Annotated in this window: 9 protein-coding genes and 1 pseudogene; 9 read left to right on the top strand and 1 reads right to left on the bottom strand. The window is 65.8% G+C overall.

Features of this window, described 5'->3' with window-relative positions:
• The first annotated feature begins 138 nt into the window (after positions 1-138).
• The 9 genes and pseudogenes from E3U47_RS04280 to E3U47_RS04240 form a co-directional block, all read left to right on the top strand.
• Positions 139-1335, top strand: coding sequence for an amino acid aminotransferase (locus E3U47_RS04280; RefSeq protein WP_134689766.1), 1197 nt, complete (start codon positions 139-141; stop codon positions 1333-1335).
• Positions 1336-1575: 240 nt separating this feature from the next.
• The gene (locus E3U47_RS04275) at positions 1576-2856 is read left to right on the top strand and encodes a serine/threonine transporter (RefSeq protein ID WP_134689765.1); all 1281 of its coding nucleotides are present in this window, start codon (positions 1576-1578) and stop codon (positions 2854-2856) included.
• Positions 2857-3022: 166 nt separating this feature from the next.
• Positions 3023-3523: a thiol peroxidase gene (gene tpx / locus E3U47_RS04270; RefSeq protein WP_134689764.1), complete on the top strand. Its 501-nt coding sequence runs from the start codon at positions 3023-3025 to the stop codon at positions 3521-3523.
• A gap of 215 nt (positions 3524-3738) precedes the next feature.
• On the top strand, positions 3739-5010 hold the full coding sequence (locus E3U47_RS04265) for an MdtA/MuxA family multidrug efflux RND transporter periplasmic adaptor subunit (RefSeq protein WP_134689763.1): 1272 nt from the start codon (positions 3739-3741) through the stop codon (positions 5008-5010).
• Entirely contained in the window at positions 5007-8105 is a 3099-nt protein-coding gene (locus tag E3U47_RS04260; RefSeq protein ID WP_134689762.1) for an MdtB/MuxB family multidrug efflux RND transporter permease subunit, read from the top strand. The genes E3U47_RS04265 and E3U47_RS04260 overlap by 4 nt, the downstream gene beginning before the upstream one ends.
• The gene (locus E3U47_RS04255; protein WP_134689761.1) at positions 8102-11212 is read left to right on the top strand and encodes a multidrug efflux RND transporter permease subunit; all 3111 of its coding nucleotides are present in this window, start codon (positions 8102-8104) and stop codon (positions 11210-11212) included. The genes E3U47_RS04260 and E3U47_RS04255 overlap by 4 nt, the downstream gene beginning before the upstream one ends.
• On the top strand, positions 11209-12693 hold the full coding sequence (locus E3U47_RS04250; protein ID WP_134689760.1) for an efflux transporter outer membrane subunit: 1485 nt from the start codon (positions 11209-11211) through the stop codon (positions 12691-12693). The genes E3U47_RS04255 and E3U47_RS04250 overlap by 4 nt, the downstream gene beginning before the upstream one ends.
• Before the next feature lie 240 nt (positions 12694-12933).
• Positions 12934-13749 (top strand): ABC transporter substrate-binding protein, encoded by an 816-nt coding sequence (locus E3U47_RS04245; protein WP_134689759.1) that lies wholly within the window; start codon positions 12934-12936, stop codon positions 13747-13749.
• Positions 13750-13863: 114 nt separating this feature from the next.
• Positions 13864-13956, top strand: a pseudogene (locus tag E3U47_RS04240) (alpha/beta hydrolase); the annotation flags it as partial.
• Position 13957: 1 nt separating this feature from the next.
• On the opposite strand, the gene E3U47_RS04235 reads toward E3U47_RS04240, so the two are convergent.
• The gene (locus E3U47_RS04235; RefSeq protein ID WP_134689758.1) at positions 13958-14239 is read right to left on the bottom strand and encodes a hypothetical protein; all 282 of its coding nucleotides are present in this window, start codon (positions 14237-14239) and stop codon (positions 13958-13960) included.
• Positions 14240-14243: the final 4 nt, after the last annotated feature.

Here is a 14243-nt window from a genome sequence, read left to right as displayed (position 1 = left end):
CTGAACGCGAGTTGACAGCCGCTCATTGCAACGCTGCCATAGACGATTGCCGGCCAGGGGATGTAACCCGCGCTGGCAGGCGGTATTCTCGATGTCATCTTCTATTCGCGACCCATCCGTACCAAGGAGCTGCACGCTGTGTTCAAACATGTCGATGCCTATGCCGGCGACCCGATTCTCTCGTTGATGGAAACCTTCAAGGCCGATCCCCGCGCCGACAAGGTCAACCTGAGCATCGGCCTGTACTACGACGAAGCGGGCGTGGTACCGCAGCTGGCGGCGGTGGCCGAGGTGGAAAAGCGCCTGGCCGGGCAACCCCACGAAGCCTCGCTGTACCTGCCCATGGAAGGCCTGGCCAGCTACCGCCAGGCGATCCAGGCCCTGCTGTTCGGCGCCGAGCACCCCGCGGTCAGCGCTGGCCGCGTGGCCACCGTGCAGACCGTCGGCGGCTCCGGCGCGCTGAAGGTCGGCGCCGATTTCCTCAAGCGCTACTTCGCCGGTTCCGAGGTCTGGGTCAGCGACCCAACCTGGGATAACCACCGGGCGATCTTCGAAGGCGCCGGTTTCAAGGTGCACAGCTACCCGTACTTCGACCAGGCCAGCCGTGGCGTCAATTTCGCCGGCATGCTCGACACCCTGCAGACCCTGCCGGCCAACAGCATCGTGCTGCTGCACCCGTGCTGCCACAACCCCACCGGTGCCGACCTCGACCAGCAGCAGTGGCAGCAGGTGATCGAAGTGGTCAAGGCGCGCCAGTTGATCCCGTTCCTCGACATCGCCTACCAGGGCTTCAGCGAATCGCTGGAGGCCGACGCCTACGCCATCCGCGAGATGGCCCGTGCCGGCGTGCCGTGCCTGGTGAGCAACTCGTTCTCGAAGATCTTCTCGCTGTACGGCGAGCGGGTAGGGGGCTTGTCGGTGGTCTGCGACGACGCCGACAGCGCCGCCAGCGTGCTCGGCCAGCTCAAGGCCACCGTGCGCCGCAATTACTCCAGCCCGCCGTTCTTTGGCGCGCAACTGGTGGCCGGCGTGCTCGGCGATGCCGGCCTCAACGCCCAGTGGGTGGCGGAAGTCGAAGTGATGCGCACGCGTATCCTGGCCATGCGCCAGGGCCTGGTCGACCTGCTTGGCGAGCTGCTGCCGGGCCAGGACTTCCAGTTCTTCCTGCGCCAGCGCGGCATGTTCAGCTACACCGGCTTCAGCGTCGAGCAGGTGCGTCGCCTGCGTGACGAGTTCGGGGTGTACCTGATCGACAGCGGCCGGGTGTGCATGTCCGGCCTGCGTCCGGCCAACCTGCGCCAGGTGGCCGAGGCGTTTGCCGCCGTGCAGAAGTAACCCAGCCGTTCGCCGGCAAGCCGGCTCCTACGCGTCCCGTAGGAGCCGGCTTGCCGGCGAACGAGGCTGTCCGGGTTTTCCTTTCTTGTAAAGACAAGTGCAACCGTCCCTCGGGCGGGGCTTCCCCAAGTGCAACCTTTGCATGCACAATCGCGCCTCTCTTCCCCGGTTGAGTTGGGCGAAACGTCTATTTCGCCATTCTCAGCCTGTTGCAGTCTTGCGAGTGGAGCTTCACCCGGAATGAATGAGCAGGCCCCAAGCGTTGAACAACGCTTTGTAGAATCGACCCCCGCCACCCTCGGCAGCTGGTCGCGTCAAGACACCACCTGGATGCTGGGCCTGTTCGGCACGGCCATCGGCGCCGGGACCCTGTTCCTGCCGATCAACGCCGGCCTCGGCGGCTTCTGGCCGTTGCTGGTGCTCGCCGCGCTGGCCTTCCCGATGACCTATTTCGCCCACCGCGGGCTGACCCGCTTCGTGCTCTCCGGGAGCAAGGGCGGCGACATCACCGACGTGGTCGAGGAGCACTTCGGCATCACTGCCGGTGCCTTGATCACCGTGCTGTACTTCTTCGCCATCTTCCCCATCCTGCTGATCTACAGCGTGGCCCTGACCAACACCGTCAGCAGCTTCATGGAGCACCAGTTGCACATGGCGCCACCGCCGCGGGCGATCCTGTCGTTCCTGCTGATCCTCGGCTTGCTGGGTATCGTGCGCTGCGGCGAGCAGGCCACGGTCAAGGTCATGAGCCTGCTGGTCTATCCGTTCATCGTCGCCCTGGCGCTGCTGGCGCTGTACCTGGTGCCGCACTGGACCGGTGGCATCCTCGACACCGCCACCCAGGTGCCGTCGGGGTCGGCCTTCCTGCATACCGTGTGGCTGGCGATCCCGGTGATGGTGTTCTCGTTCAACCACTCGCCGATCATCTCGGCCTTTGCCGTCGACCAGAAGCGCCGCTACGGCGAGCATGCCGATGAGCGCAGCGGCCAGATCCTGCGTCGCGCCCACCTGCTGATGGTGCTGATGGTGCTGTTCTTCGTGTTCAGCTGCGTGCTGACCCTCGACAGCGCCCAACTGGCCGAGGCCAAGGCACAGAACCTGTCGATCCTGTCGTACCTGGCCAACCACTTCGAGCAACCGGCCATTGCCTTCGCCGCGCCGTTGATCGCCTTCATCGCCATCGCCAAGTCGTTCCTGGGCCACTACATCGGTGCCAGCGAAGGCCTCAAGGGCATGATTACCAAGGCCGGCATGCGCCCGGGCGCCAAGGCCCTGGATCGTGTGGTCGCCGCGCTGATGCTGGTGGTGTGCTGGATCGTCGCCACCCTCAACCCAAGCATCCTGGGCATGATCGAGTCCCTCGGCGGGCCGATCATCGCCGTGCTGCTGTTCCTGATGCCGATGTACGCCATTCGCCGCGTACCCTCGATGCGCCAGTACAGCGGCGCGCTGTCCAACCTGTTCGTGGTGGTCGTTGGCCTGGTGGCCCTGACCTCGGTGGTGTACGGCCTGCTGGCCTGATACCGCGCTGACGGCGAAATGCCCAGGTGGCTTGTCGCCACCTGGGCATTTTTTTGGCCACGATAATTGTCTGGCAATGCAACAATTTCATCTTTGCTTATAGGCACTTGCGCGGCTTCATGCTTAACTCGGGGTCTATTTCCAAACCCGCATAAGGATTTCCGCCATGGCTCAAGTGACTCTCAAAGGCAACCCGGTACAGGTCAAAGGCGAGCTGCCCAAGGTCGGTGCCAAGGCGCCAGCCTTCTCCCTGGTTGCCGGCGACCTGTCCGACAAATCGCTGAAAGACTTCGCCGGCAAGCGCAAGGTGCTGAACATCTTCCCAAGCGTCGACACCCCGACCTGCGCCACCTCGGTACGCAAGTTCAACGCCCAGGCCAATGACCTCGCCAACACCGTGGTGCTGTGCATCTCCGCCGACCTGCCGTTCGCCCAGGCACGTTTCTGTGGCGCCGAAGGCCTGGAGAACGTGAAGAACCTGTCGACCCTGCGCGGTGTCGAGTTCCTGCACAACTACGGCGTGGCCATCGCCGATGGCCCGCTGGCCGGCCTGGCCGCCCGTGCTGTTGTGGTGCTGGACGAGCAGGACAAGGTGCTGCACGCCGAGCTGGTGGGCGAAATCGCCGACGAGCCGAACTACGAGGCGGTGCTGGCCGTGCTGAAGTAAGTCGCGCCACCCTGTGGCCGCGGGCTTGCCCGCGGGCCTGGTTACACGCGGTTACGGCCTGGACCCTGCTCCAGGCCGTTTTCATTTAAAATTGCCGCTTTTGCCAACGTCAGCCAAAGGTAAAGCACTGGTAAAGCCCCTTTGCTAAAACGATGCCAGTGCTTATCGTTCACGCTCTTCACGCCGTCTTTCTCTGAACAAGGTTCGTTCGACCCATGCATGCCTCCAACTCCCGTTCCCCCCGTCGCTGGCTGTTCGGCCTGCTGATCCTGCTGCTGGTGGCCTTGCTGGCCTGGTGGCTGTGGCCTGCAACCCCGACCCACAAGGAGGCGAGCGGGCGGCCGGGCAAGGGTGGGCGGCCGGGCTTCGGCGCCTCCGCCGACCCGGTGCCGGTGCGCGTCGAGCCGGTGCGGGTGGGCGACTTCCCGCTGTACTACAAGGCCTTGGGCACCGTCACCGCGACCAGCACGGTCAATGTGCGCAGCCGCGTGGCGGGCGAGCTGGTCAAGATCCACTTCAAGGAAGGCCAGCAGGTCAAGGCCGGCGACCTGCTCGCCGAAATCGACCCGCGCCCGTACCGCATCGCCCTGCAACAGGCCGAGGGCACCCTGGCGCAGAACCAGGCGCAGTTGAAGAACGCCCAGGTCGACCTGGCCCGCTATAAAGGCCTGTACGCCGAGGACAGCATCGCCAAGCAGACCCTCGACACCGCCGAGGCGCAGGTGGGGCAGTTCCTCGGGCTGGTCAAGACCAACCAGGCGCAGGTCAACGATGCCCGCCTGAACCTCGATTTCACCCAGATCCGCGCGCCCATCAGCGGTCGCGTCGGCCTGCGCCAGCTCGACCTGGGCAACCTGGTGGCAGCCAACGACACCACCGCGCTGGTGGTGATCACTCAGACCGAACCGATCAGCGTCGCCTTCACCCTTCCGGAAACCCAGCTCGACACCGTACTGGCCCGCTACCGCAGCGGCGCCAGCCTGGCGGTGGAGGCCTGGGACCGCGGCGACCAGAAGCTGCAGGCCAGCGGCGTGCTGGGCAGCCTCGACAACCAGATCGACATCACCACCGGCACCCTGAAGTTCAAGGGCACCTTCCAGAACCGCGACCACGCGCTGTTCCCCAACCAGTTCGTCAACGTGCGCCTGCTGGCCGACACCCTCAAGCAGGTGGTGCTGGCGCCGGCCGCGGCGATCCAGTTCGGCACCGATGGCACCTTCGCCTATGTGGTCGACAAGGACAGCAAGGTCACTATCCGCAAGCTCAAAGTCGGCGCCAGCGACGGTGAGCGCAGCGTGATCGCCGAGGGCCTGGCCGCCGGCGAGCGCCTGGTGCTCGAAGGCACCGACCGCCTGCGCGAAGGCACCCAGGTCGAAGTGGTCGACGACAGCTCGCAAGTGCCCACCACCCCCGGCCAGCACCTGCAGGGCCAGGATGCCAAGGGCTCGGTCCAGGTCGGTGAGTCGAGCTCCAAGGCGGGCGCATGAACCTCTCGCGCCTGTTCATCCTGCGGCCGGTCGCCACCACCCTGAGCATGCTGGCCATCGTCCTGGCCGGCCTGATCGCCTACAAGATGCTGCCGGTGGCGGCCTTGCCCCAGGTCGATTACCCGACCATCCGGGTCATGACCCTGTATCCCGGCGCCAGCCCGCAGGTGATGACCAGCGCGGTGACCGCGCCGCTGGAGCGCCAGTTCGGCCAGATGCCGGGGCTGGAGCAGATGGCCTCGACCAGCTCGGGCGGCGCCTCGGTGCTGACCCTGCGCTTCAACCTCGACATGAACATGGATGTCGCCGAGCAACAGGTGCAGGCGGCGATCAACGCCGCCAGCAACCTGCTGCCCAGCGACCTGCCGGCGCCGCCGGTGTACAACAAGGTCAACCCGGCAGACACCCCGGTGCTGACCTTGGCGATCTCGTCGAAAACCATGCCGCTGCCCAAACTCAACGACCTGGTCGACACCCGCGTGGCGCAGAAGATCGCCCAGATCAGCGGCGTGGGCATGGTCAGCATCGCTGGCGGCCAGCGCCAGGCGGTGCGCATCAAGGTCAATGTCGATGCCCTGGCCGCCAACGGCCTGAACCTGGACGACGTGCGCACGCTGATCGGCGCCTCCAACGTCAACCAGCCCAAGGGCAACTTCGACGGCCCGACCCGGGTATCGATGCTCGACGCCAACGACCAGCTGCGCTCGCCGGCCGAGTACGCCGAGCTCATCCTCAAGTACAACAATGGCGCGCCGTTGCGCCTGAAAGACGTCGCCGAGATCGTCGATGGCGCCGAGAACGAGCGCCTGGCCGCCTGGGCCAACCACAACGAGGCGGTGCTGTTGAACATCCAGCGCCAGCCCGGGGCCAACGTCATCGAAGTGGTCGACCGGATCAAGGACCTGCTGCCGTCGATCACCGACAACCTGCCGGCCGGCCTCGATGTCAGCGTGCTCACCGACCGCACCCAGACCATCCGCGCCGCGGTGCGCGACGTGCAGCACGAGCTGCTGTTCGCCATTGCCCTGGTGGTGATGGTGACCTTCCTGTTCCTGCGCCGCGTCTCGGCGACGATCATTCCGTCGATCGCCGTGCCGTTGTCGCTGGTCGGCACTTTCGGCGTGATGTACCTGGCCGGCTTCTCGATCAACAACCTGACGCTGATGGCGCTGACCATCGCCACCGGTTTCGTGGTGGACGATGCCATCGTCATGCTGGAGAACATTTCCCGCCACATAGAAGAGGGCGAGACGCCGTTGCAGGCCGCGCTCAAGGGCGCCAGGCAGATCGGCTTCACCTTGATCTCGCTGACCTTCTCGCTGATCGCGGTACTGATTCCGCTGCTGTTCATGGCCGACGTGGTCGGCCGATTGTTCCGCGAGTTCGCCATCACCCTGGCGGTGGCCATCCTGATTTCGCTGGTGGTGTCGCTGACCCTGACGCCGATGATGTGCGCGCGCCTGCTCAAGCGCGAGCCCGAGGAACATGAGCAAGGCCGCTTCTACCGTGCCAGCGGGGCCTGGATCGACTGGCTGATCGAGCATTACGGCACGGCCCTGAGCTGGGTGCTCAAGCGCCAGCCGCTGACCCTGCTGGTGGCCGTGGCCACCCTGGCACTGACCGTGGTGCTGTACCTGATGGTGCCCAAGGGCTTCTTCCCGGTGCAGGACACCGGCGTGATCCAGGGCATTTCCGAAGCCCCCCAGGCCACCTCGTTCAGCGCCATGAGCGAGCGCCAGCAGGCGCTGGCCAAGGTCATCCTGGAAGACCCAGCGGTGCAGAGCCTGTCGTCCTACATTGGCGTGGACGGCGACAACGCCACCCTCAACAGCGGCCGTCTGCTGATCAACCTCAAGGCCCATGGCGAGCGCGACGTCAGCGCCGCCGAGGTGATCGCCCGCCTGCAGCCGCAACTCGACCGGCTGGTGGGCATCCGCCTGTTCATGCAGCCAGTCCAGGACCTGAGCATCGAGGACCGGGTCAGCCGCACCCAGTACCAGTTTAGCCTGTCGTCCCCCGACGCCGACCTGCTGGCCGAGTGGAGCGGCAAGCTGGCGCGCGCGCTGAAGGATCGCGCCGAGTTGCAGGATGTGGCCAGCGACCTGCAGGACAAAGGCCTGCAGGTGTACCTGGTGATCGACCGCGACATGGCCAGCCGCCTGGGGATCAGCGTGGCACAGATCACCAACGCCCTGTACGACGCTTTCGGCCAGCGGCAGATCTCGACCATCTATACCCAGGCCAGCCAGTACCGCGTGGTGCTGCAGTCGCAGACCGCCGCCAGCCTTGGCCCGCTTGCGCTGGAGTCGATCCACGTCAAGGCCGCCGACGGCGGCCAGGTGCGTCTGTCGGCGCTGGCGCGCATCGAGCAGCGCCAGGCGCAGCTGGCCATTTCCCACATCGGCCAGTTCCCCTCGGTGATGATGTCGTTCAACCTGGCCCCCGGCGCCTCCCTGGGCGAGGCGGTGCAGGTGATCGAGCAGGTACAACGGGACATCGGCATGCCGCTGGGGGTGCAGACCCGCTTCCAGGGCGCCGCCGAGGCGTTCCAGGCCTCGTTGTCGAGCACCTTGCTGCTGATTCTCGCCGCCGTGGTGACCATGTACATCGTCCTGGGGGTGCTCTACGAGAGCTACATCCACCCGGTGACCATCCTCTCGACGCTGCCTTCGGCGGCGGTGGGCGCCTTGCTGGCGCTGCTGCTCAGCGGCAACGACCTGGGCATGATCGCCATCATCGGCATCATCCTGCTGATCGGCATCGTCAAGAAGAACGCCATCATGATGATCGACTTCGCCCTGGAAGCAGAGCGTCACCAGGGCATGAGCCCGCGTGAGGCGATTTACCAAGCGGCGCTGCTGCGCTTCCGGCCGATCCTGATGACCACCCTGGCGGCGCTGTTCGGCGCCGTGCCGCTGATGCTCGCCAGCGGCTCGGGGGCCGAGCTGCGTCAGCCGCTGGGCCTGGTGATGGTCGGCGGCCTGCTGGTGAGCCAGGTGCTGACGCTGTTCACCACGCCGGTGATCTACCTGTACTTCGATCGCCTGGCGCGGCGTTGGCGACCGGCTGGCGAGCGGCAGCAGGCTGAAGCATGAATCTCTCCGGACCCTTCATTCGCCGGCCGGTCGCGACCATGCTGCTGAGCCTGGCGATCATGCTGCTGGGCGGGGTGAGCTTCGGCCTGTTGCCGGTGTCGCCACTGCCGCAGATGGATTTCCCGGTAATTGTGGTGCAAGCCAGCCTGCCCGGCGCCAGCCCCGAGGTCATGGCTTCTACCGTGGCCACACCGTTGGAGCGCAAGCTCGGCAGCATCGCCGGGGTCACCACCCTGACCAGCAGCTCCAACCAGGGCTCGACCCGGGTGATCATCGGCTTCGACCTGGGCCGCGACATCGACGGCGCCGCTCGCGAGGTGCAGGCGGCGATCAACGCCACCCGCAACCTGTTGCCCAGCGGCATGCGCAGCATGCCCACCTACAAGAAGATCAACCCGTCCCAGGCACCGATCATGGTGCTGTCGCTGACCTCCGAGGTGCTGTCCAAGGGCCAGTTGTACGACCTGGCCGACACCATCCTGTCGCAGAGCCTGTCCCAGGTCACCGGGGTAGGGGAGGTGCAGATCGGCGGCAGCTCGCTGCCCGCCGTGCGCATCGAGCTGGAGCCGCAGTTGCTCAACCAGTACGGCCTGGCCCTGGACGACGTGCGCAGCGCGGTGGCCAACGCCAACCAGCGCCGGCCCATGGGCTTCGTCGAGGATGCCGAGCGCAATTGGCAGGTGCGCGCCAACGACCAATTGGAGAAGGCCGAGGACTACAAGCCGGTGGTGATCCGCCAGCAGAACGGCGCGATCCTGCGCCTGGCCGACGTGGCCCGGGTCAGCGACGGCGTGGAAAACCGCTACAACAGCGGCTTCTTCAACGATGAAAGCGCGGTGCTGCTGGTGGTCAATCGCCAGTCCGGGGCCAACATCATCCAGACCGTCGAGCAGATCAAGGCCGAGCTGCCGGCCCTGCAATCGCTGCTGCCGGCCAGCGTCAAGCTCAACGTGGCCATGGACCGTTCGCCGGTGATCAAGGCCACCCTCAAGGAAGCCGAGCACACCCTGCTGATCGCCGTGGTGTTGGTGATCCTGGTGGTGTACCTGTTCCTCGGCAATTTCCGCGCCTCGCTGATCCCCAGCCTGGCGGTGCCGGTGTCGCTGGTGGGTACCTTCGCAGTCATGTACCTGTGCGGCTTTTCGCTGAACAACCTGTCGCTGATGGCGCTGATCCTCGCCACCGGGCTGGTGGTGGACGATGCCATCGTCGTGCTGGAGAACATCTCCCGGCATATCGAGAACGGCGAGAACCCAATGCAGGCCGCCTACAAGGGCGCCAGGGAAGTCGGCTTCACCCTGTTGTCGATGAACGTCTCGCTGGTGGCGGTGTTTGTCTCGATCCTGTTCATGGGCGGTATCGTTCGCGGCTTGTTCAAGGAATTCTCGATCACCCTGGCGGCGGCGATCATCGTCTCGCTGGTGGTGTCGCTGACCCTGACGCCGATGCTCTGCTCACGCTGGTTGAAGGTCCATGGCCCGCAGCAGCAGACGCGCCTGCAGCGCTGGAGCGACGGCATTCACCAGCGCATGGTCGCCGGCTATGACCGCAGCCTGGGCTGGGCCCTGCGGCACAGGCGCCTGACCCTGTTCAGCCTGCTGGCGACCATCGGCCTCAACATCGCCCTGTACGTGGTGGTGCCAAAGACGTTGATGCCGCAGCAGGACACCGGCCAGCTGCAAGGCTTCATCCGCGGCGACGATGGCCTGTCGTTCACCGTGATGCAGCCGAAAATGGAGATCTACCGCCGGGCACTGCTCAAGGATCCGGCGGTGCAGAGCGTGGCCGGTTTCATCGGCGGCAACAGTGGCACCAACAATGCCTTCATGCTGGTGCGCCTGAAACCCATCGCCGAACGCAAGGAGAACGCGCAGAAGGTGATCGAACGCCTGCGCAAGGAAATGCCCAAGGTGCCGGGCGGGCGCCTGTATTTGATGGCCGACCAGGACCTGCAGCTGGGTGGCGGCGGCCGCGACCAGAGCACCTCGCAGTACTTCTATACCTTGCAGAGTGGCGACCTGGCCGCACTGCGCGAGTGGTTCCCGAAAGTCACCGCCGAACTGCGCAAGCTGCCCGAGCTGACCGCCATCGACGCCCATGACGGCGCCGGCACCCAGCAGGTGACCCTGGTGGTCGATCGCGACCAGGCCAAGCGCCTTGGGATCGACATGGCCATGGTCACCGCGGTGCTCAACAACGCCTACAGCCAGCGGCAGATCTCGACCATCTACGACAGCCTCAACCAGTACCAGGTGGTGCTGGAGATCAACCCCAAGCATGCCTGGGACCCCAGCACCCTGGAGCAGGTGCAGGTGATCACCGCCGATGGCGCCCGTGTGCCGCTGTCGACCTTTGCCCGCTACGAGAACTCGCTGGCCAACGACCGGGTCAGCCATGAAGACCAGTTCGCCTCCGAGGACATCGCCTTCGACGTCGCCGAAGGCTACAGCCCCGACCAGGCCATGGCGGCGCTGGAGCGCGCGGTGGCCAAGCTGGGCCTGCCCGAGTCGGTGATCGCCAAGCTCGGCGGCACCGCCGATGCCTTCAGCAAGACCGCCGAAGGGCAGCCGCTGATGATCCTTGGCGCGCTGCTGCTGGTGTACCTGGTGCTGGGCATCCTCTACGAGAGCTACATCCACCCGTTGACCATCCTCTCGACACTGCCGTCGGCCGGGGTCGGCGCCTTGCTGGCGTTGTACCTGACCGGCGGCGAGTTCAGCTTGATCTCGCTGCTGGGGCTGTTCCTGCTGATCGGCGTGGTGAAGAAGAACGCCATCCTGATGATCGACCTGGCCCTGCAACTGGAGCGTCATGATGGCCTGTCGCCGGAAGAGTCGATCCGGCGCGCCTGCCTGCTGCGTCTGCGACCGATCCTGATGACCACCCTGGCGGCCATCCTCGGCGCGCTGCCGCTGCTGCTCAGCCGCGCCGAAGGCGCCGAAATGCGCCAGCCGCTGGGTCTGACCATCATCGGCGGGCTGGTGTTCAGCCAGCTCCTGACCCTCTACACAACGCCGGTGGTCTACCTGTACCTCGACCGCCTGCGCCACCGTTTCAACCGTTGGCGCGGCGTGCGCACCGACGCTGCCCTGGATACCCCGCTATGAACTTTGCCCATACCCGCATCCACCGCGCCCTCAAGCTGCTGACCCAGGGGCGTGGCTCGCGCCTGCTCGGCGCCGGCTTGTGCGTGGCGATGCTCAGTGCCTGTACCCTGAGCCCGGACTACCAGCGGCCAGAACTGAGCACCCCGGCGCAGTTCAAGCAGGCCGAAGGCTGGACCCAGGCCAACCCCTCGGACGCCATCGCCCGCGGCGCCTGGTGGGAAATCTACGGCGATGCGCAGCTCAACGGCCTGATCGAGGAACTGAATCGCAGCAACCAGACCGTGGCCCAGTACGAGGCGCAATACCGCCAGGCCCAGGCCCTGGTGCGCAGTAGCCGTTCGGCGCTGTTCCCCTCGCTGGACCTGACCACCAGCAAGAACCGCTCGGCGCAGGGCACCGGCAGTTCCAGTTCCAGCCTGTCCAACAACAGCAGCGGTATTCGCAACACCTACAACGCCCAGCTCGGCGTCAGTTGGGAGATCGACCTATGGGGCAAGCTGCGCGACACCCTCAATGCCAATGAGGCCAGCGCCGAAGCCAGCCTGGCCGACATGGCGGCGATCCGCCTCAGCCAGCAGTCGGAGCTGGTGCAGAATTACCTGCAATTGCGGGTGATCGACGAACAGAAACGCCTGCTCGAGGCCACCGTGGCGGCCTACGAACGGTCGCTGAAAATGAACCAGAACCAGTACCGCGCCGGCGTGGCCGGGCCGGACGCCGTGGCCCAGGCGCGCACCCAGCTCAAGACCACCCAGGCCGACCTGATCGACCTGGCCTGGCAGCGCGCGCAGTACGAAAACGCCATTGCCGTGCTGATGGGCAAGGCGCCAGCCGATTTCGCCCTGGCTGCGAGCAACGACATCCCGGCGTTGCCACAGATTCCCGTGACGCTGCCGTCGCAGTTGCTGGAGCGCCGCCCCGACATCGCCTCCGCCGAGCGCAAGGTGATGGCGGCCAACTCGAATATCGGCGTGTCGCGCGCCGCGTACTTCCCTGACCTGTCGCTGAGCATGAGTGGCGGTTATTCCAGCAGCAGCTTCAAGAACTGGATCGAACTGCCCAACCGCTACTGGTCGGTCGGTCCGCAACTGGCGCTGAACCTGTTCGATGCCGGCAAGCGCAGCGCCGAGGTGGACCGCACCGTGGCGGTGTATGACCAGACCGTGGCGCAGTACCGCCAGACCGTGCTGGATGGCTTCAAGGAGGTCGAGAACTACCTGGTGCAGTTGAAGGTGTACGGCGATGAGGCGGTGGTGCGCCAGGAAGCGCTGGAGGCGGCGCGCGAGTCGTTGCGCCTGACCGAGAACCAGTACAAGGCCGGGTTGATCGGCTACCTGGATGTAGTGAATGTGCAGACCACAGCCTTGAGCAACGAGCGTAGCGTGCTGACGTTGCTGCAGGGGCGGCTGGTGGCGAGCGTGCAGTTGATCGCGGCGCTTGGCGGCGGCTGGGACAGCCAGGCGGCGCTGGCCGAACAATGACCCGTAGGCGCCAGCTTGCTGGCGAAGCAGGCGCCGCGCAGGTTGGCACCGGCAGCGCCGGTGTTCGCCGGCAAGCCGGCTCCTACGCCGTCTGCGATCTGCCTTAAACCTGTGGGCGCCCGGCACGTGACGCTGTACCGCACCATCGCGCGCAGACAAAACGTGGCGATCGGCCATTTCTCGTGCACACTGTGTAAAGCCACGTTATCAGTGGCGTGATTTCACCGTGCGAGGACCATCATGAGCGGACGTCGTCTGGCCCTGCCTGCGCTGCTGGTGCTCGCCCTGGCCTGGCTGCCCAAGGCCGCGCTGGCCACGGATGACTGCCGGCAGCTCAGCGCCACCGGCAACCCGGAATACCCCCCGTACCTCTGGCGTGACCCGCAAAATCCCCAGCAACTGATCGGCGCCAACGCCGACCTGCTCCAGCATGTTGCCAAGGCGCTCGGGCTGGTGGTGGATGTCGTGTACGTGGGGCCCTGGTCGCGGGCGCAGGAAGAGGTCAACACGGGCCGCGTCGACCTGCTGGCCGGGTATTTTCGCACCAATGCGCGGGCGCTGGTGACCGACTTCATCAGCCCGCCGTTCCTGTACACCTCCAGCGTGGCTTGGGTACGCAAGGGCGAAGGCTTCACCTACCACGACTGGTCTGACCTCAAGGGCCGGCGTGGCGGGACCTTGGTCAACAACAGCCATGGCCAGGCTTTCGACGACTATGCGCGGGCACAGTTGAACCTGGAAGCCGTACCGAGCGCCTCCCAGGCGTTCCAGAAGCTGCTGCTGGGGCGCAGCGACTACGTGCTGTTCGAGCGTTACCCCGGGCTGGCGCTGGCCCGTACCCTGGACAAGGACCAGGCGCTGGACATCCTCGACCCGCCGATTTCCAGCGAGGGCCTGTACCTGGCGCTGTCGCGCAAGTCTGGTTGCAATGTGCCGGCGCTGCGCGAACAGCTGGCCCGCAAGGTGGCCGAGCTGGTCGCCGGGCCGCTGCCGGGGCAACTGGTGGAGCAGAACCTGCGGCGCTGGCAACGCCAGCAAGCCGAGTCGGCCCGGTAAGTAGCCAAGGCCGGCGCCAATGTCCTTGTTCTAATGCCCTTGGAGGGCTGGCCTATGCTCTTGCCACGCGCACCATCACTCACTGAGGCTCATCCTTGATGAATAGCAGGCCGACCGTCGTACATGATCACCCTGGACGCCAGCCATGCCTCCTTGGCGTCCAGGGCAAAAGAGATCGCCGGGCTGATCGCGGAGGCGCTCGGCTAGCTCAGCCCTTGCACTTGGCCAGCACCACCTGGCAGGTGCGAGGCGTACCGCCCGAACGGCTGGCGTAGCGCACGCAGCTGTCCAGCGACTTCTTGCTGGCCATGGCCAAGGTCGGGCCGAACGCCAGGCCACCTTCGCCGCTGCTGGGCAGGGCCTTGGCGTAGCATTTGGCACCTTGGGCGGCGTAACGGTTGTTGCTGTGCTTGCTGGAACAGCCCGTGACCACGGCCATGGCAAGCAGCGTGATGACGAGCAAGGGGATGCGCCCGGGCAGGGTGGCCATCGCG

Origin of the sequence: Pseudomonas sp. RIT623 (assembly GCF_004519305.1) — a bacterium.
Lineage (GTDB): Bacteria > Pseudomonadota > Gammaproteobacteria > Pseudomonadales > Pseudomonadaceae > Aquipseudomonas.
The sequence above is the reverse complement of the archived record's forward strand: the minus strand, read 5'-3'. Positions and strand labels throughout refer to the sequence as shown.